The 19,470-nt window shown below is 32.8% G+C and carries 16 protein-coding genes; all 16 read right to left on the bottom strand.

The features are described 5' to 3' along the window. Positions 1–269: 269 nt before the first annotated feature. The 16 genes from BMZ74_RS14765 to BMZ74_RS08885 all read right to left on the bottom strand — a co-directional run bounded on the left by BMZ74_RS14765 (position 270) and on the right by BMZ74_RS08885 (position 19,452). Positions 270–398 (bottom strand): hypothetical protein, encoded by a 129-nt coding sequence (locus BMZ74_RS14765; RefSeq protein WP_281244088.1) that lies wholly within the window; start codon positions 396–398, stop codon positions 270–272. A gap of 142 nt (positions 399–540) precedes the next feature. Then, positions 541–1,524 carry an aldo/keto reductase gene (locus tag BMZ74_RS08950; protein ID WP_089861904.1) on the bottom strand — a complete coding sequence of 328 codons (984 nt, stop codon included), beginning with the start codon at positions 1,522–1,524 and terminating at the stop codon, positions 541–543. 192 nt (positions 1,525–1,716) lie between these two features. Next, positions 1,717–1,842, bottom strand: a complete 126-nt coding sequence (locus BMZ74_RS14760; protein WP_281244087.1) for a hypothetical protein — start codon at positions 1,840–1,842, stop codon at positions 1,717–1,719. Positions 1,843–1,997: 155 nt separating this feature from the next. Next, positions 1,998–3,776, bottom strand: a complete 1,779-nt coding sequence (locus BMZ74_RS08945; RefSeq protein ID WP_089861903.1) for an ABC transporter ATP-binding protein — start codon at positions 3,774–3,776, stop codon at positions 1,998–2,000. Then, complete coding sequence (locus BMZ74_RS08940; RefSeq protein WP_089861902.1) at positions 3,777–5,534, bottom strand: ABC transporter ATP-binding protein; 1,758 nt, start codon at positions 5,532–5,534, stop codon at positions 3,777–3,779. It lies immediately after the preceding gene. Between the two features lie 23 nt (positions 5,535–5,557). Next, a complete protein-coding gene (locus tag BMZ74_RS08935) occupies positions 5,558–7,825 on the bottom strand; it encodes an alpha-galactosidase (protein ID WP_089861901.1) in 2,268 nt (755 codons plus the stop codon). A 66-nt stretch (positions 7,826–7,891) separates the two neighbouring features. After that, on the bottom strand, positions 7,892–8,848 hold the full coding sequence (locus BMZ74_RS08930; RefSeq protein WP_089861900.1) for an acetylxylan esterase: 957 nt from the start codon (positions 8,846–8,848) through the stop codon (positions 7,892–7,894). A gap of 95 nt (positions 8,849–8,943) precedes the next feature. Next, positions 8,944–9,531, bottom strand: coding sequence for a DUF624 domain-containing protein (locus tag BMZ74_RS08925; protein ID WP_089861899.1), 588 nt, complete (start codon positions 9,529–9,531; stop codon positions 8,944–8,946). Beyond that, positions 9,532–11,100: a sensor histidine kinase gene (locus BMZ74_RS08920; RefSeq protein ID WP_177181411.1), complete on the bottom strand. Its 1,569-nt coding sequence runs from the start codon at positions 11,098–11,100 to the stop codon at positions 9,532–9,534. A gap of 243 nt (positions 11,101–11,343) precedes the next feature. After that, positions 11,344–12,111 carry a response regulator transcription factor gene (locus tag BMZ74_RS08915; protein ID WP_089861897.1) on the bottom strand — a complete coding sequence of 256 codons (768 nt, stop codon included), beginning with the start codon at positions 12,109–12,111 and terminating at the stop codon, positions 11,344–11,346. 114 nt (positions 12,112–12,225) lie between these two features. Beyond that, positions 12,226–13,092 (bottom strand): carbohydrate ABC transporter permease, encoded by an 867-nt coding sequence (locus BMZ74_RS08910; protein ID WP_089861896.1) that lies wholly within the window; start codon positions 13,090–13,092, stop codon positions 12,226–12,228. A gap of 47 nt (positions 13,093–13,139) precedes the next feature. Then, the gene (locus tag BMZ74_RS08905) at positions 13,140–14,063 is read right to left on the bottom strand and encodes an ABC transporter permease (RefSeq protein WP_089861895.1); all 924 of its coding nucleotides are present in this window, start codon (positions 14,061–14,063) and stop codon (positions 13,140–13,142) included. Positions 14,064–14,146: 83 nt separating this feature from the next. Further along, on the bottom strand, positions 14,147–15,727 hold the full coding sequence (locus tag BMZ74_RS08900) for a type 2 periplasmic-binding domain-containing protein (RefSeq protein WP_089861894.1): 1,581 nt from the start codon (positions 15,725–15,727) through the stop codon (positions 14,147–14,149). Positions 15,728–16,006: 279 nt separating this feature from the next. Further along, positions 16,007–16,993: a glycoside hydrolase family 130 protein gene (locus BMZ74_RS08895; RefSeq protein WP_089861893.1), complete on the bottom strand. Its 987-nt coding sequence runs from the start codon at positions 16,991–16,993 to the stop codon at positions 16,007–16,009. Between the two features lie 40 nt (positions 16,994–17,033). Beyond that, entirely contained in the window at positions 17,034–18,233 is a 1,200-nt protein-coding gene (locus BMZ74_RS08890) for a glycoside hydrolase family 130 protein (protein WP_089861892.1), read from the bottom strand. A gap of 10 nt (positions 18,234–18,243) precedes the next feature. Continuing rightward, complete coding sequence (locus tag BMZ74_RS08885) at positions 18,244–19,452, bottom strand: AGE family epimerase/isomerase (protein ID WP_089861891.1); 1,209 nt, start codon at positions 19,450–19,452, stop codon at positions 18,244–18,246. Positions 19,453–19,470 lie beyond the last annotated feature (18 nt).

The following is a 19,470-nucleotide window of genomic DNA, read 5'->3' as shown; positions in this document are numbered from 1 at the left end:
ATTGCTAAGTATTTAAGAGTAATTCAAAAAAACAAAGAGATAACATGATTCAAACGGTGCTATTTAGATTTCACAACATTTGTCAAAGAACCTTTATTTATAGTTTTATTTAGTAATTACCGAGAGTTTTAAAAGCATCAAGTCTATCATTATTTTCTCTTGAATCTTTTCTGGCCTCTCTAATAAATCCAAACATATTACTCAACATTTAAATCATCCTTTCTGATTAAATTATTTTAGTTATAAGGATTATTTTCTTAACTTCAAACTTAGTAATGCTTCAAATTAACATAAGCATCATGTTTGAGCTGTTTTTCTTTTACAGATTGAAGATTACTCTCAATCCTTCTACCCTCAGCATCAATGCTCTTAAAAAATGAAAACAATGTGTTAAACATTATTAATCACCCTTTCTTATAGTCTTATAATCTTATAGTATTCTAGTGACTTTATTATTTAACTTATATCTTATTTTCATTATACACGTTTTAAGTTGGGTGTCAAGCTTTTAATTAAAGTCTAAATTTACAGAAAATTACTTTACCAACGATCATGAACAGAATCTCTAATATATTTATCATAAATTCGATCAACTTCATTCATGACATCTGATGATAAATCAGCTGCTGTAGAAGCTGCCACATTATCTTTAACCTGGTCTGGCTTTTTACTACCCGGAATTACACAACTAACTGCATCATTCATTAAAATCCATTTTAAAGCAAATTGGGCCATAGTTAAATCAGCTGGTTTAATTTCTTCTAATTCAGCGACTGCTTTTAGCCCGAGATTAAAATCAACTCCTGAAAAAGTTTCCCCTTTATCAAAAGCTTCTCCATTTCGATTATAATTACGATGATCATCTTTTGCAAAACTAGAATCAGCCGAAAATTTACCTGTCAAAAGTCCACTCGCCAGGGGAACCCGACAGATAATACCAACATTTTTAGCTTTAGCTTTAGCAAATAATTTATCAGCTGGCTTATGACGAAACATATTATAAATAATCTGAATAGTTGCCAGATTATCATATTTTAAAGCCTGCTCTGCCTCTGCTACTTTTTCCACACTAACACCATAATTTTTAATTTTACCAGCCTGAACTAAATCTTCTAATGCTTCAAATACTTCTACTTTAGAATATACTTCAGTGGGTGGACAGTGCAGCTGTAATAAGTCAATAGTTTCTACCCTTAAATTTTGCAAACTTCTTTCTACAAATTTAGTTAAATTCTCCTTATTATAACCAATTGCTGTATGAGGATTCAATCTGCGACCAGCTTTGGTTGCTATATAAATTTTTTTACCAGTTTCAGCTTTCAGATCAGCAATTAACCTTTCACTGCGACCGTCACCATAAACATCTGCTGTATCAAAAAAATTAATTCCTTCCTGAACAGCAGTTTCTAAAGCTTCTTTACTCTGCCGATCATCTACTTCTCCCCAGGAGCCACCAATAGCCCAACTGCCAAAAGATACTTCCGAAACTTCGAATCCTGTTTTGCCTAATTTACGGTATTGCAATTTTTTGGCCTCCTTAGAACTTCTTTAAATAATTGAATTTTCTTAAAAATATTATATCATTCCTTTATTTAAAGCACAAATTAATAAAGCTAGTAATTCTATTCAGAATTACTAGCTTTATTCTAAACGATTTTCTGATTAAGATTTAATTAGCAAATAAATTAAATATTTTAGTTTATTAGAATTTATTTACTAAAAGTTCATATAACCATTATATTCATCATTACGATATTCATTTTTTACTTTTCTTAAGTTATTTTCAATCCGCTTACCTTCACTGGCAACCTCATCAATAAAATGAATCATTCTTTTTAGCATTATTAATCACTCCTTTTAGTGACCAAATAGATTATTAGTGATTATCTTATAAAGATTATATTTTATATTATACATAATTATTGACCACTGTCAAGAATAATTACTAATCATTTAAAAATTGTAGGACAGTTAACATTTTAAGCCAAAAAAGCAGATTAAATAACTCTATTATATTGGGCCATATAGAGATCATAGTAATGTCCCTGTTGAGCCATCAATTCAGCATGAGTACCATTTTCAATTATTTCTCCTGCTTCAAGTACCATAATTCGATCTGCATTTCTAATTGTAGAAAGGCGGTGAGCAATAACAAAAGAAGTTCTACCTTTCAGAACTGCCTGAGTTGCCTTCTGCACTAAAATTTCAGTTTGAGTATCAATACTGGAAGTTGCTTCATCTAATATTAAAATTTTAGGATCAGAAAGAATTGTTCTGGCAAAAGAAAGGAGCTGCCTCTGTCCAACAGATAATCGGGAGCCACGTTCATTAACTTCTGTATCATACCCTGCTTCCATTTCCCGGATAAAGCTGTCTGCATAAACCATGCTAGCTGCTTTTTCTATATCGGATCTTTCTGCCTCCAGATTACCATAGCGAATATTATCTGCAATTGTACCGGAAAATATAAATGTATCCTGCATCATAACTCCAATTTGCTTACGCAATGATTCTATTTTAACCTGCTGGATATCATGCCCATCAATTAATATCTTGCCTTGATCAATATCATAAAATCTAGTCATTAAGTTTATAATTGTACTTTTGCCAGCTCCAGTTGCTCCTACAAAAGCGATTGTTTCACCCGGTTTAACTACAAAATTCATATCTTTTAAAATAAGCTCTCCTTCTGGCTGATAGCTAAAATTAACTGCTTCAAATTTTATTTCTCCCTGAATAGGAGGCATTGTAACTGCACCAGGTAGATCAGTAATATCAGGTTCTGTATCTAGCACATCAAAAATTCTTTCAGCAGCTGAATTAGCCACCAGAACCTGATTATAAAAATTACTGATATCAATAATTGGCTGCCAGAGCCGCCAGATATACTGTAAAAGAGCAATTAAAGTACCAATTGTAACCAAATTTTGATTGAGATAATTAATGCCAAATAGATACATTAAAATTACACTAGTAGTATTAATCAGCAGTACAATTGGGAAAATACCATGAGACATCATAACAGTTTTCATCCAGTTTTTCAAATAATCAGTCTGCAAATCACTAAAGATACCACTATTCTTTTTTTCTCTCACAAAAGCCTGAGTAATTTGCATTCCAGTTAAACTTTCGTGAATATAGGCATTCATATTAGATCGCTTTTTTTGTACAGTTCGCCAACCAATTCTTATTTTCTTTTTAAGCAGAAAAATAATTATAATTAAGACCGGCATTACTGTAATTGAAATTAGAGTAAGCCGTAAATCAAGGTTCAGCATAATAATTAAAATTGCTAAAAAACGAAATACATCTGTGATAATATTGATCAAACCATTTTCGAGTAAATTCTGCAGTGAGTTAACATTATTCATTACCCGAACAATTATTTTACCAGCTGGAATTGAATCAAAATAGCTAAAAGAAAGCCGCTGAATATGCTGAAAAAGATGCTGCCTAATATTACGGACAACCTGATGACCAACTTTACTCATAATTAAAACTCGATAGCGAACTGCCAGGCCATTTAAAGCCAGCAAAGCTAAATAAAGTAAACTAATCATTGTCAGCCCCTGGTAATCACCTACAGTTATATAACTATCTATCGCAACCTTAGTTAAATAGGGTCCCAGAAGATCTGCAAAAGCTGCTGTTGCCATAAGCAGTAGAGAAACTGCTACTTTGTATTTATATGGCTTTAAATAAGTTAAAATACGTTTAATATTATTAGGATCAAGATTTTCCATTTCTTCGTCTTCAAAATATCTATTATAAGCCATTTAGTCCACCCACCTTTCTGCAATTTCTGCTTCGTCCATTACTTCTTTATACTGTTCTTTAAACATTTTATAGTAATGGCCTTGCTGTTTAATTAGTTCAGCGTGGGTGCCGCGTTCAATTATTTCACCATCATTGAGAATTAAAATTTGATCAGCATTTCTAACCGAAGAAATCCGGTGAGCAATTAAAAACACAGTACTTTTGTCTGCTCTGGACTCTAAAGCCTGCTGAATCTGATGCTCAGTTTCCATATCTACAGCCGAAGTTGCATCATCCATAATTAAAATAGGACTTTCCTGCACCAGAGCCCGGGCCAGCGATACTCGTTGTTTCTGTCCCCCAGATAGTCCCATTCCTCGTTCTCCAATTACTTCTTCAAAGCCAGCTTCCATTTCTTCAATAAAGTCTCTGGCACTACTAATCTCAGCTGCAGATTTAATTTTTTCTAATCCAACCTCTGGGCGGCCATAGGCTATATTATTGGCAATAGTTTCGGAAAACAAAAATACTTCCTGCATCACAACACTTATCTGCTGGCGAAGATCATATAAATCATAGCTACGGTTATCTCGACCATCAATTAATACTTCACCACTGGTAGCTTCGTAAAAACGGGGAATTAGATTAACTAGAGAAGTTTTCCCGCTGCCAGTAGTACCCATAATTGCAATTGTTTGGCCAGGTTCAGCTAGAAAAGAAATATTTTTTAATATAACTTCATCCCCATAGCTTAATCCAACATTTTTAAATTCTACCTTACCTGCAATTTTTGTTGCCTTAATTGGTTCAGCAATGTTTTTAATTTCAGGTTCTTTTTCTAAAATATTAAAAATACGTTCGGCTGAAGCACTAGTTCGAGAAAACATATTAACAATTGGTCCGATCATTCGCATTGGCATAATTAACATCCAGAGATAGCTGTTAAACTGCATCCAGACTCCCAGAGTAATTTCTCCGCTAATTACAAGTCTTCCGCCATAAAAAAGAAGCAAAACAGTACTCATCCCACCCAGAAATTCCATAATAGGAAAATATTTTGACCAAATCTGAGCAGCACGATAGTTTTTAATAAAATAACTATTATTTTCTTCTGAAAATTTTTCCATCTCAAATGCCTGCTGATGAAAAGCCTTAACTATTCTAATTCCAGAAATATTTTCCTGAACTGTTGAGTTAAGATCAGAATACTGTCTTCTTACCTGACGAAAAATCGGTTTAATCCTGACGCCAAGTCTATAAGCAAAAAAGCCAATTAATGGACTTAAACAAATAGAAACTAAAGTTAAAGCAATATTTTCCTGAATTAAAACTAGTACAACAAAAATAAGGTAAAAAATAGCTCTGGTAAACTGGATCATGCCATCAGCAAATAACATTCTAATCGCTTCCATATCACCTGTCATTCTTGACATTAGTTCCCCGGTTCTATTTTTATTATAAAAATTAAAAGAAAGCTTCTGTAGTTTTTCATAAAGAGCCTGTTTTAAATCTTTTAATAAATTCTGGGATAAAATTTCTGTAAAAAATCTTTGCAGCATTATTGCTATTGAGCGCAATAAAGTTGCTATTACATAAGCAGTCAAAAGACTAAATAATAGTTTAAGCTGCTGACCTCTAATTACATCATCAATAATACGTCGATTTAAATATCCAGGAATCATTGAAAAAACAACATTAAGTATTATAAAAATTAAAGCAGCAAAAAAATAAAGTCGATAATTTTTTAAGTAAGCCCATAATTTTTTTATTTCTGTCATAGCTTATCTCTCCTAATAACAAGTTAGGTATTAGCAGTTACTGCTGTTATTTTCCAGACCAGTGACTGAAAATCACCTCTTGATTCACTACCATCAGGCAGTAAATTAACTATTTTTTCCGGTAAAACAATTCCAACTGACATTAATTCTACACCGCTATAAACCGCTGTTTCAGGATAAAGTTTAACTTCCGTTTTCAACTGATTAATTAAATTCACCTTATAATATTTTTGGGGATCAAGTCCAGCTAACTTTAAGTAACGGCCAGGTTGGTTAGCCTCAGCCAGAACTTTATAAAAAGCAGCCACTGCTGCTGTTTTATTTTCATTTACTACCAGCCAGGCAGTATCCAGTTGATCAGCAAAGGGGCTCAATAATCTATAAAAATCACCTGTTTGAATCAAAGTTCTTTCCTGTTTATAAAATGATATTTGCTTTTTAACCAGCTCTTTTTCAGTCTGAGTTAATTTTCGTAAATCAAGTTCATAGCCAAAATTACCAAAATAAGCTGTATCACCTCTAGTGATTAAAGAAGTAGAACGACCCACTTGATGATTAGGCACAGCAGAAACATGTGCTCCCATGGCTACTAGTGGATAAAAAAGGCTTGTCCCTGTTTGAATTTTTAAGCGTGATCCAGCATCTGTATTATCACTGGTCCAGCTCTGCGGCATATAATATAACATTGCAGGGTCAAAGCGGCCACCACCACTAGCACAGCTTTCAAATAGAATTTCTGGAAAACTCTGCTGCAGCTCTTCCAGCATCTCATAAAGACCAAGTAAATAACGATGTGGTAATTCCCGCTGCTGATCAGAATCTAATTTTGCTGAACCAATTTCAGTCATGTTACGATTCATGTCCCATTTAATATAGCTTATCTTAACACTTTCCAGGATAGTGGTCAACATCTCCATAATTTTAGCTCGTACTTCAGGACGACTTAAGTCCAGAATAAGCTGACTGCGAGCTAAAGTTCTATTTCTGCCCGGAATATGAATACACCAATCAGGATGTTTTTGGTATAATTGGCTCTCAGGTGAAACCATCTCTGGTTCAAACCAGAGTCCAAATTTAAGCCCTAAATTATTTACCTTCTCAGCCAGACTAGCCAGACCTGCAGGGAGTTTTTCTCGATCAACAAACCAATCACCAAGTGAAGTTGTATCATCATTTCTGCTGCCAAACCAACCATCATCAAGCACAAATAATTCTACTCCTAATTCACTACCAGCTTTAGCTATTTCTAAAATCCTGGCTTCATCAAAATCAAAATAAGTAGCTTCCCAGTTATTAAGTAAAATAGGTCTAACTTGCTCTTTATATTTACCCCGCATCAAATGCTTACGATAAAGCTTATGGTAAGTTTGCGATAGTTTACTTAACCCTTTTCCAGAATAAGTCATTACTAATTCTGGAGTCTGAAAACTTTCGCTTGCTTTGAGCTGCCAGCTAAAATCAAATTGATTGATTCCCATTAAAACTCTAGCTTGTTCAAAACTATTAACCTGAACTCCAGCAAAAAAATTACCACTATAAACTAGGTTAAAGCCATAAACTTCTCCTTGCTCTTCAGTTGCTTCTGGTCGTGCCAGAACTAAAAATGGATTATGCTGGGCACTACTAGCTCCTCTGGTACTTTCTACTGCCTGCAGTCCAGGCTGCAGAGATCTTCTTACTAAATGATTCTCCCGTGACCAATCACCTGCTGAAGTAATTAATTCATAATTAGCATCAATAAAGTCAACTGCAGCACTAAAAGCACGCTCTAAAACTATTTTTTGCTGTCCTTTATTAGTTAAAACTGCTGACCTTGCTATAACATCAAATTCTTTAAAAACAGTATAGCTAAGTTCAACTTCAAGCTCAGCCTTTTGATCATATAATTTAATTTTTAAACTAGTTGCTGCTTTTTTATCTTCTACATAAAGAGCAGGTAAACCAGTTAATTTATCCTTACCACTTGCAATCTTATGGGATTGATATTTTAAATTACTAAGTGACGATCCATCTGCCAATCTTACTTCAAAAGCCGGCTGTCTAAAATCGGAGTTTCCATAAGCAGGATACTCCTGAGGAATATTATCTAATTTAAAATTATTTGCTGTTTCAGATTGAAGATGTTTCTTTCGTAATTCAGCACTTAATAATCTCCGATAATCAGCTGTCTGAGGCAATTTTTTACCCCAATAGAGATGAATTAAATGACCAGTTGGAGCAATTTCTATTAAATAAGATGAATTTTTTGCCTGTAAATGAAAAACTTTATTTTCAACTGTAAAAGTTATCATATCTAACCTCCTGATTTTATTTATCTAATTAAAATTGATTATACATTATTTTATCTTTAAAATTAATTATAATTGAGCAAAAAATTTATAATGACTATCTCTTAAGCCAGGTAGATCTTCATGACCAAAATCAGGATAAAGTATCAGTTCTTTGTTTGTTTTTAATTTATTATAAACAGCAAACTGAGTTGAAGGAGGACATACCTGATCTGAAAGCCCTGTTGCCATTAATATCTGTGCTTTAACTCGTGCAGCTAGATTTTGAATATCTATATAAGATAACTTTTGAAATAATTCTAGCTGTTTTTTATGTAAAGGATCAAATTTACGAAAATAATCTTTTAGTTCAGCATAAGCGCTAGCTTCAATATCAAGCTGAGTGACCCGCTTGTAATCAGCCAGAAAAGGATAAACAGGAGCCGCCAGTTTAATTGCCGGCTGTAGAGCAGCACAGGCAATTGTCAAAGCACCTCCCTGTGAGTATCCATAAACACCGACCCGATCAGCTGCTACATCTTCTCTCGCCATAACAATTTTAGCCAACTGAGCAGCATCAAGAAAAATATGCCGAAAAAGTAAGTCATCTGGACTACCAGCTAGACCTCTAATTATATGACCATTTCTAGTATTACCAATTACTCCTCCTGTATCTTCAGAATAACCAGCCTGACCTCGACAATCCATGCCAAAATAAGAATAGCCCCGGGCAGCAAAAATAAGTTTATCTGCCCAATCTTCTATTTTACAACCATAGCCATGGAATTCAATAACTGCTGGTTGTTCTGATTTAATATTTTTAGGTCTAATATATTTAACATGAATCCGGGCTCCTCGCACCCCAGTAAAATATAAATCAAAACACTCAGCAAAATTTGTTTGAAAATCAGCTCTTTTTAATTCAATTTCGGCAGAAACAGCCTGCATTTCTTTTAACGCTCTTTTCCAATAAGCGTTAAAATCTTCGGCAGCAGGAGTAGAACCCTGATATTTTTTCATTTCGGCCAGTGGCATTTCTAGTAACATAACTATCGCTCCTTTTAATATATATTAAACTACTTTAATTTTAAGTTAAATAACTAATTATAAAAATAATCAGGCTAAAGTAATTTTATACCTGATTATTTATGATAAACAAATTTAGATTGCCATAAAAGATTAATCCAGAAACCATAAATTGCTATTATAAATAATAAAAAAACAGGCTGCCAGTAAACGAGTCCAAATAAAGCTGGTAAAACTGCAACAGCTAAAATTGCTGTAATTAAATGTCTATTCACCAGAAAGAAAGCAAATTTAATTCCAGACCAGGACTTAAAATGATAGCGGGCCAGCAGAGGGAAAATTACAATTATTCCAGCAGTAAGTTCGAATAGAATTAAATACTGCAGCCAGATAAAAATTTTGCTTAAGCCTAATATATTTACACTTCTTATATTAACTAAAATTAAATAAAATCCTGCAGTAAATAATAAAAATATCATTATTCCCTGCCGCAAATTAAGCCAGAAACTTTTCCAGAAATCTTTAAATAAATAATAGTTTTCTCCTCTAATTATTTTTCCAGTTACATAAAAAAGAGCTGTAATTGAAGTTCCCATTGTTATGATCGGAATTGAAAAAATAAAGCATAAAAAATTTAAGGTTAATAAAGTGTAAATTAATTTTGAAATTTTATAGAGTGGTCCTTCTAAACTAAATAAACTCATTTACAAATCACCTTTGCTTTTAGCTAATGGTATTTCGACAATTACCTCAGTTCCCTGGTCTAAATTACTAGAGATTGTAAGTCCATATTCTAATCCATAGTATAATTTTATTCGTTTATTAATGTTTAACAGCCCAATTCCCTCTGTCTGCAGATCTTCTTTTTTAAGTTCTAAAACCGAAGTTAATTTTTTATTCAAATTAGCCAACTCTGGCTCTGCAATCCCCAGTCCATTATCTTTAATCTTAAAAATAATATTTTGGGCATCAGTTTTTGCTTCTAAAAGCAATTTGCCGGCTTTTCTTCTGCTTTCCAGCCCATGATAAATAGCATTTTCAACCAGAGGCTGTAAAGTCATTTTAATAATTTGCCGGCTTAAAATGGCTTCTTCTATCTTAAATTCAAATTTGAATTTATCTGGAAAACGAAGTTCCATTATTTTTAAATAGCTTTTAATAATTTCCAATTCTTCAGCAAAAGTAACCAGATTATTAGCTTTGATATTATAACGAAAAATATCTGCCATAGCTGTTGAAATATCAACTATTTCCTGACTTTCATATACAGCTGCTATACTGCGCATACATTCTAAAGTATTATAAAGAAAATGTGGATTAATTTGACTCTGCAATGCTGAAAGTTCAGCCTGCTGTCTGCTCAGCTGGCTTTCATAGATTTGCTTTTGCATTTTCATTTCTGTTTTGCTCAAAGTTTCTATTTTATCAAGCATTTTATTAGTATCTTCAACTATAATATTTAATTCTCCAGCTGTTTCTAATTCAATTCTTTCATCCAGATATTTATTTCCTATTTGTTCAAGATTAAGAGCCAGATTAGTAATTGGCCGTGTGATATTAAAATCCAGAATAAGTGCAATTGCACTTAATAAACTAATTAAAATTAAACCACTAAATACAATTAGCATTGGGAAAATACTTAAGTCAGCTGTTACTTCTTTTTTCAAAATTATTGCTGATAATTTCCAACCAGGAGCATCTATCTTAGCTGTTTGAATAATAAAATTATCATTTTTTTTATAATCTGCATAATTATTAGCCTGAATTCTATTGGCCAGAGAATTATTGTTAGCTGCAATAACTTGATTTTCCTGATTTAATAAAAAAAAGCTAGTATAATTATTAACTGCCACTTCATTAAGAATATTGTCAATACTAGTTTGGCTTAATAATAATAAAACTGAACCTAATCTCTGATTAAGAAGAGAATTATCATTAATAGCAAAAATAGGCAGCAGATAAGCATAAATAACTTTAGAACTTGTTTTTATAGTAATAAATCTACCTTTTTTTAAAGTCAGTGATCTTAAATTTATCTGCTGCATAATTTCCTGATAAATAGGATAATCCAAATTACCATAAAAATTGCGCCAGCTCTCATCTTCAATTAAAGCAAAAGCTGATATTTCATTATTATCCTCCAGAGTATCATTAATAATACTTTCTAAATAATTTTTCAATTCAAATTTAACTTTTATTTGATCTGTTTTTAAATATTGCCTGACAAAGGGATTATAAGCAAATTTACGTGCTGCATCCTCTACCGTTAGCAAACTCTTTGCAAGTCTTTTCTGCAGTTGATTAATACTCTGTCTCGAATAATTGCTAACTCTTGTTTCAATTAGTGTATGTATTTTATAATAGTTATAAGTTTGCAGCGAAATAACCAGTATAATTACGAACCCGATTAGAATATAAACTTGGGTTTTCAATTTTATATTTCTTCCGATAAGTCATCCCCCACTATTAAGAGTTAAATTACTTAAAACAAATAATTTCCAGCTAGCAAATAACTGTTAAATTTCACTATATTTTTTGCGATATTCAGTTGCTGTTATACCAAAATATTTTTTAAAAACCTTATTAAAGTAATAGTAATCATTATATCCTGTCTGATTTGCTATTTCACTGATAGTTAATTTGTTTTGTTTAAGCAGTTCGATTGCTTTATCCATCCGCAGATTAGTTAGATATTCGGAAAAACTCTGGGCCAAATATTTATTAAATAAATGACAAATATAATTTGAATTAAAGCCAAATTTTTTTGCCAAATTCTTCAAGTATAATCTTTTAGAGTAATTAACAGCAATATAGTTAAGCAGTTGACGAAAATCAGGATTATCAATCTCGGCAAATTTATTATCTATTAGTTTTTTCTTTATTCTTTTATTTTTACTATTTGTATTTTTATTATTTAATTTTTCTTTTAAAGATTTTAAAATAGAATCCGCCTTTGTTTTTTTAATTGGTTTTAAGCAATAGTCAAAAGCCCCAGCACGAATTGCATCCTGAGCATAGCTAAATTCTGCATAACCACTAATAATAATAAATTCTGAAACACTGCCTAGTTTGCGGCTCTTTTCTAGCAGCTCAATACCTGAAAACTCAGGCATTCTAATATCAGTAAAAACTGCATCTAACTGGTTACTCTGCAAAAAACTAAAGGCCTTTTCTGCATCAGTAGTTGCAAGCACAACCTTAAATCCATTTTCTTTAAAATTAAATGTTTTTAAAATCCCCTGTAAAATCCACCATTCATCATCAATTACGGCAACATTATACATTGAATAGCCCTCCTCTTTGCAGCTGCATATGATTATCTTATCATATTTTTAAAAATAAAAATCAATAAAACAACAAATTTATAAGCTGTTTTATTGATCTTTTTAACTGGTTTTTTAACTTTTAACAGCACCTAAAGTTAATCCTGTTAAAAAATAGCGCTGTAAAAAAGGATAGAGCAGCATAATAGGAAACATTGTTGCAACAACACTAGCCATTTTTATTCCTTCAGAAAATGTTTTAACATTAGCTACAGCAGCTGTATTACCCTGCAAAAACTTATTAGCATCTTGAACTATATTACGTAAAACCAGCTGTAAAGGCATAAGTTCTGTACTATTTACAAATAACATACCATGATACCATTCATTCCAGCGATTAACACCATAATATAAAGATAAAGTTGCGATTATTGGCAGAGAAAGCGGCAAGATTATTTTAAATAAAATAGTAATATCATTTGCCCCATCTATTTTAGCTGATTCTTCTAATGCAGTTGGTAATTGGCTAAAAAAGCTGCGCATAACTATCATATACATTATATTAAATCCCATTGGCAAAATCATAACTAAAATATTATTAATTAGTCCAATATTTTTTATTAATAAATAATATGGAATTAATCCTCCTGAAAAAAACATAGTAAATAAAATTAAATAATTAATTAATTTGCGCCCAGGTATCTCTTTAGTTAAAGCATAGGCTGTTAAAATAGTTAAGATCATATTATAAGCTGTACCTAAAATTGTTACTATAAGTGTTGTTTTTAGACCATTCAGAATTGCTGGATCACTAAGTACTTTTTTATAAGAATTAAAAGTTATCTCATCAGGCCAGAGCATAAATGGACTTGCTGCATAAACATGTTGGGGAACTATTGAAACCAGGATTGCATTATAGAAAGGATAAAGTACAGCCAGCCCAAAAATAGTTAAAATAATTAAGATTATTAAATCAACAAAATTAAATTTTCTTTTTTTCATTCTATTCACCTCTAAATTAATTTAAAAATAGGTAATTAATTTCTGACTTAAATTATTCCTGAATTGCCAAATCTTTTAGCAAAGGCATTAGCTAACATTAATAAAATAAAATTAATCAGACCATTAAATAAACCTACTGCTGTGCTTACTCCATAATCTGGTGCCTGTTGAAAAGAAATACGATAAACATAAGTAGAAATAATATCTCCTACATCATAGACAACTTCATTGTAAAGGTTAAAAACCTGATTAAAACCAGCTACCATTATTGTTCCTACCGTCATAATAAACATAATAACTACTATATTCTGAATACCGGGCCAGGTAATATACTTAATTTTATACCAGCGGTTTGCCCCATCCACTGTAGCTGCTTCGTATAAAGTAGGATCAATACCAGCAATAGCTGCTAAATAGAGAATGGTACTCCAGCCTGCTTCTTTCCAAACTTCTGAATAGACAAGTAAATATCTAAAAATACTTTTGTTCATCAAGAAATTTATTTTGTGCATCCCAATAGTTTGTAAAAAACTATTAAAAGCACCTGTATTACCCAAAAAATTAAAGACTATTCCTGAAACAATTACCCAGGATAAAAAATGTGGGAAAGTATAAATTGTCTGTAAAAATCTTTTATATTTTTTGATTCTTAATTCATTAATTAATAATGCAAGAATAATTCCAATTGGAAAACCAAGTCCTAACTTCATTAAAGAAATAATTATTGTATTTTTAAAAGCACGCCAGAAAGCAGGCTCAGTCCAGATATAACGAAAGTTTTCTAAACCAACCCAGGGACTTCCTGTAATTCCTTTATTAAGCATATATCTTTTAAATGCAAGTTGGATACCATACATTGGTAAGTATTTAAAAGTCAGTAAAAATAGTAGGCCAGGGACCAGCATTAAATAAATATATTTATAATTTAGCATCTGTTCGATTAATCCAGTTCTGGATAACTTTTTTTTCATTTGCTTAGCCACCTTTATCAGAAATAGTTTTAAGAGGAGGAGTTTAAAAACTCCTCCTGACTAAATTACTTTGTTTAGAAAACCTATTTTTCCAGTAATTGCTGATTAATTTCTTTTAAAATCTTGTTAACTGTAGTTTCTTTTGATTTTAAATATTCTTGCCAGCTTGCTTCTAACTCTGCCATATTTTGACTGGAAACAACAGCTTCACTAATCTCTGCATTTGTATCAGCAATTCGACTGACATATCTGGTATAAGTAGATCCATTAAACCAATTCACCTGATAAGGATAGGCTAAAACATTAACATCATCTTTTAAATGCCTTCTTAAAATCCCTTTGACATCTGCTTTAACTTCTTCTGGTACACTGGGATCATTAAGAGCAAATTTATCGTGCATAGTAGTTAGCTCAAAAAATCTGATGGCCCGGGAATCAAATGGATTAACTGGTTTACCATTTTCATCTTCTGGCCAGAGTAATTCAATTTCACCATTATCCTTTAGTCGATAGTTTTTATCCTTAATTCCAATAGTAGCCAGATGCATACCTTCTTGACTGGCCATATAATCTGATAACTCCAACCAGCGAGCTAATTTATCATCACTCATTTCGGGACTAAATAGAGTAGCACTCCAATAATCTACTACTTCCTGATCGAAAAAATTACCCCGGGGAGAAGCCACATACATAGGCTCAATATCTTTAAAAATATCTAAGTCAGGCTGAGCCTGCTGCATCGGGACAAGTACATTATTATAGTAATCACCTACATTAACATTTGTATAATAAATACCTAATTCACCAGCAATAAATTTATTACGGGCTGCATTATTATTTGCAATTGGCTGATCTTCCCAGAGAATTCCCTGATCATAAAGACTCTTAATTTCTTTAATGCCAGCCAAGTATTCAGGTTGGGCTGGTCCCCAGACATATTTCCCATTTTTAAGCGGAAAATCATTTGACTGATGAGTCTGAATTAAACCAGCAAACCAGGGCCATGTCCAGCCGATACCAGCAATTCCAATTGTCTTATCTTTACCATTTTCACCTGGATCTTGCTGCTTAAAGGCCAGTGCCATTTCTTTCATTTCCTGCCAGCTATAATTATTATCAGCATGATAAAGCCCCACTGCTTTAGCCCAGTCAACTCGATAAATAAAACTAAAAGTAGAAACAATTGGATTTCTCCATGCAGCCGAATTCATATAAATTGGCCAGGCATACAATTTACCATCAATTTCCCAATAATCATCTGTTTTCAATTTCTGCCGCAGCTGATAAAGATGGGGATATTTGCCTTTCAATTTAGGCAAAGGTTTATAGGCTCCCTGGCTAGCCCAATTGACATATTCACTAAAGTTACTATCATTAAAACCCATCCACATTATATCTGGCATATCACCAGATGCTGTCCAAATCCTAACTTTTTCATTCCAATTACTCCAATTAACTGGTCTAAATTTAAAGTCAACATTAAACTTATCTTTCAAATATTTATAACGGGGATCCTGTTTAACAATTTCGGGATTCATCATACTAACAGTATAAGTATATTGCTTATCATAATTATTTTGACTGGCTAAAACAGCACCACTACCACTCCCCCAAATTAAGAATACACTCATTATTAAAAGTATAGCTAAATATCTTTTTCTCATTATTCTTTTCCTCCTCAAATAGTTTAGCTACCGGTTAGCTATTAAAAATTTATTACTGCCTATCTTAGTTATAAACTTCTTATAATTGTTATAATTAAATTATATATCAGAATATTTGCAATAGAAATGTAATATCTTCAATAAAGTTTGTAATAAACTCAGTTAGAAAAATAAAAATTAACAGAGCCGATTGGCTCTGTTAAAGTTAAACTATTTGAAAAGCTCTTATGCTTTAATTTTTTATTCCGCTATAATTACAGCTCACAATAAATTTCTTGTTTAAAGTGAATTATGCTTAATAAAATTAACTAGCTGATTTACTTTTGTATAAGCTACAGCCACTACTGTATCTGCTCCTCCATAATAAATAGCAATCCGACCTGTATCAGCATCATGTAATGCAGCACAGGGGAAAGCTACATTTGGTACATCACCGACACACTCATATTCTTTTTGAGGAGAAAGCAAATATGGTTTAGTTCTATATTTAACCTGCCATGGCTTGTCACGGTCAAGCAGAGCAGCTCCCATACTATAAACATAACCATTGCAAGAGGTTAAAACACCATGATAAATCAATAACCAGCCTGCTGATGTTTCAATTGGAACTGGACCAGCCCCAATTTTAGTACTCTGCCAACCTGAAGTTGTCCCCATTACATGACGGTGTTCTCCCCAGTGAATTAAATCAGGACTCTGACTTAAAAAAATATCTCCAAATGGGGTATGACCATTATCACTGGGGCGGCTTAACATCACATATTTATCATTAATCTTCCGGGGAAATAAAACTCCATTACGATTAAATGGCAGAAAAGCATTTTCTAACTGAGTAAATTCTTTGAAATCAGTTGTATAGCCAAGTCCAATTGTAGGACCATGATAACCATTACACCAGATGACATAATATTTGCCATCAAGTTTAACAACGCGGGGATCATACTTATATTCTGATTTTCCGATCTCTGCTTTTGCATAATTAAATTTAATCGGATCTGCTTCAATTTCCCAGTTAATCCCATCTTTACTTCTACCAACATGAATATTCATCTGACGTGATCGATCATCTACCCGAAATACACCTGCAAAGCCATCTTCAAAAGGCACTACAGCACTATTAAAAATACTATTAGAATTTGGTGTAGCATCTCTCGGAATAATAGGATTTTGTTGAGAACGCCAGACTACAGAATTGGACTCAGTTGGCTGCTCTTCCCAGGGAATATTAGGCAGAGATTCTCCATAAATTTCAATTTTCTTTGTCATATAAAACACTCCTTAAAATTTATTGTAAATTAAACTAAGCTCATTTGCCAGCAGAGATATTTTTGTCAATTAGTTTTATTCTTGTTTGAACAGAAGCTGCTGACCGTAATTTATCTGGTGGTGTATTTTTTACATAATCAACTAACCTATCTATTGAAGATTCAGCAACATGAATTCTGCTATCAGAAGATGCATAATAGATTAAAACTCTCCCATTATCTTCCTGAATAACTCCATTAACAAAAACTACATTTGAAACATCTCCAACTCGTTCCAGACCTTGAGGTGCAATTAGATAGCCGCCTGGATTATAAATTACTTTGGTAGGATCTGCTAAATCTGTCATAAAAGCATAAATCACATAGCGCAGTCCAGCTGCGGTATTACGGACACCATGAGCAAGATGAAGCCAACCATAATCTGTTTTTAAAGGAGCATCTCCCTGACCATTTTTTAATTCTTTAATTGTATGATAAAAACGCTGGTCAATAATTTTTTCAGACTCAATTACTGGATTCTCAATATTAGCAGCCAGCCCCCAGCCGATTCCTCCTCCAGAACCAGTATTAATAAATCCATCTTGAGGTCTAGTATAAAAAGCATATTTTCCATCTATAAATTCAGGATGCAAAACTACATTTCTCTGCTGTGCTGAAGGTGAGACCAAATCGGGCAGCCTCTCCCATTCTTTTAAATCCTTAGTTCTTACTATGCCAGCTTGAGCTTCCGCTGAGCTTGTATCAGATGGGCCTGCTGTAGGATCTTTCCTTTCAGTACAGAAAACTCCATAAATCCAGCCGTCTTGATGTTTAACCAGTCTCATATCATAAATATTAATATCAGGTCTTTCAGTTTCTGGTATTTCCACTGGATAATCCCAGAATTTGAATTTATCTATTCCATTTTTACTTTCTGCAATTGAGAAAAATGACTTACGATCATTACCCTCAGTTCTGGCAATCAGATAATAATTACCATTTAATTTAATTGCTCCAGGATTAAAAACAGCATTAATTCCCTGTCTTTCCATTAAATATGGGTTGCTTTGATAATCAAAATCATAACGCCAGATAAGTGGAGTATGTTCTGCTGTTAAAACTGGATATTTATAACGATAAAAAATACCATTTCCTGGTTCCAGACGTTCATTTTTACGATTAATTAACTGCTGATATTTTTTTTCTAGTTTTTGCAGTCTAATCTGGAATTCTGCTTCAGTAGGTTTTTTTAATAAATCCATTTTATCACCTCTAATTAAGTATCTTCTCTACACGTTGAATTACTTCATAACAGGCTCTGCTGTTATGATAAGGAGATTTCCAGGGATTAATTTTAGACTGATTAGAAATTGTACCTGCTTGTTCAACTGACCAGAACCAGCCTCCCTGTTTTTGATCAACTAAATTATTAGAAATAAATTGCCAGCTAGCAAATGCTGCTGATAAAAATTTTTCCTGCTGACTAAGCTGATATGCATTGAGAAAACCTATTACAGCTTCTGCCTGAGGCCACCAATGTTTTTCTTGGTCAAGCTGACCATTTTTTAATTCATAGTAGAGACTGCCATCTGCAGCTCTGCCATTTTTAAAAACCTGATTTGCCATCTTTAAAGCATACTCTTCTGTCAGTTTTAAACTTACTTGATCTCCTAAAATTTCTGCTGCTTCATAGATTAACCAACTGCCTTCAATATCATGCCCATAAGAAACAATATTATCCCTGATTGTCCAATCTTGATCAAAAAAGAGATTAAAATTATAACCTGTTTGGTCAACTATATTATTAAGAGTGACTTCAATCAATTCTTTTAATTTAAGCTCCAGATCAGGATCAGGCCAGATTCTATAAAGGTTAGTATAAGCTTCCAGAATGTGAAGATGGGTATTCATAGACTTTGCAACATTTAGATCGCGAGGACTTAAACTCATATTAGCCAATGGTGACCAATCTCTAGCAAAAGCTTCAAAATAGCCTTTATCTTCAGTATCATAACTATAATTTTCTACCAGACCAAATAATTCAACTGCTTTTTTAAGGGCCCAATCTTTTTCGGTTGCTCTGTAATATTCACTGAAAGCATAAATACAAAAAGCCTGACCATAAATTTGTTTTTTTGTTTTTTGTGGTTGGCCTTGATAGTCCAGCAGCCAGTAAAATCCACCATATTCTTTATCTTCAAAGTTATCGAGCAGATAATTGGCTGCTCGATCTGCCATTACAAGGTATTCTTCTTTTTGATCTAAACGATAAGCATTAGCAAAACTCCAGAGGATGCGGCTGTTAAGAATTAGTGCTTTATCAGCTTCGTAAACTGGCTGGTTATTAATAGTTAATTCGCCAATAAATCCACCAGATTTTTTATCAGGCGAATTTTTTAGCCAGAAATCTAATAGCCTATCTTTTTCGAGAGCAACAGCTGCTGAAAGTTCAAGCAGCTGTGATTTTACTTTTTGATTCATAATTATCTACCTCAAATC

The sequence above is a fragment of the Halanaerobium salsuginis genome (assembly GCF_900114545.1).
Classification (GTDB): domain Bacteria; phylum Bacillota; class Halanaerobiia; order Halanaerobiales; family Halanaerobiaceae; genus Halanaerobium; species Halanaerobium salsuginis.
This window is presented reverse-complemented; position numbering and strand designations above follow the sequence as displayed.

Excerpts from the sequence above, each read along its gene's own strand:
- BMZ74_RS14765 (WP_281244088.1), bottom strand. The coding sequence starts at position 398 with ATGTTTAACACATTGTTTTCATTTTTTAAGAGCATTGATGCTGAGGGT.
- BMZ74_RS14760 (WP_281244087.1), bottom strand. The coding sequence starts at position 1,842 with ATGCTAAAAAGAATGATTCATTTTATTGATGAGGTTGCCAGTGAAGGT.
- BMZ74_RS08945 (WP_089861903.1), bottom strand. The coding sequence starts at position 3,776 with ATGGCTTATAATAGATATTTTGAAGACGAAGAAATGGAAAATCTTGAT.
- BMZ74_RS08940 (WP_089861902.1), bottom strand. The coding sequence starts at position 5,534 with ATGACAGAAATAAAAAAATTATGGGCTTACTTAAAAAATTATCGACTT.
- BMZ74_RS08935 (WP_089861901.1), bottom strand. The coding sequence starts at position 7,825 with ATGATAACTTTTACAGTTGAAAATAAAGTTTTTCATTTACAGGCAAAA.
- BMZ74_RS08930 (WP_089861900.1), bottom strand. The coding sequence starts at position 8,848 with ATGTTACTAGAAATGCCACTGGCCGAAATGAAAAAATATCAGGGTTCT.
- BMZ74_RS08925 (WP_089861899.1), bottom strand. The coding sequence starts at position 9,531 with ATGAGTTTATTTAGTTTAGAAGGACCACTCTATAAAATTTCAAAATTA.
- BMZ74_RS08915 (WP_089861897.1), bottom strand. The coding sequence starts at position 12,111 with ATGTATAATGTTGCCGTAATTGATGATGAATGGTGGATTTTACAGGGG.
- BMZ74_RS08910 (WP_089861896.1), bottom strand. The coding sequence starts at position 13,092 with ATGAAAAAAAGAAAATTTAATTTTGTTGATTTAATAATCTTAATTATT.
- BMZ74_RS08905 (WP_089861895.1), bottom strand. The coding sequence starts at position 14,063 with ATGAAAAAAAAGTTATCCAGAACTGGATTAATCGAACAGATGCTAAAT.
- BMZ74_RS08900 (WP_089861894.1), bottom strand. The coding sequence starts at position 15,727 with ATGAGAAAAAGATATTTAGCTATACTTTTAATAATGAGTGTATTCTTA.
- BMZ74_RS08895 (WP_089861893.1), bottom strand. The coding sequence starts at position 16,993 with ATGACAAAGAAAATTGAAATTTATGGAGAATCTCTGCCTAATATTCCC.
- BMZ74_RS08890 (WP_089861892.1), bottom strand. The coding sequence starts at position 18,233 with ATGGATTTATTAAAAAAACCTACTGAAGCAGAATTCCAGATTAGACTG.
- BMZ74_RS08885 (WP_089861891.1), bottom strand. The coding sequence starts at position 19,452 with ATGAATCAAAAAGTAAAATCACAGCTGCTTGAACTTTCAGCAGCTGTT.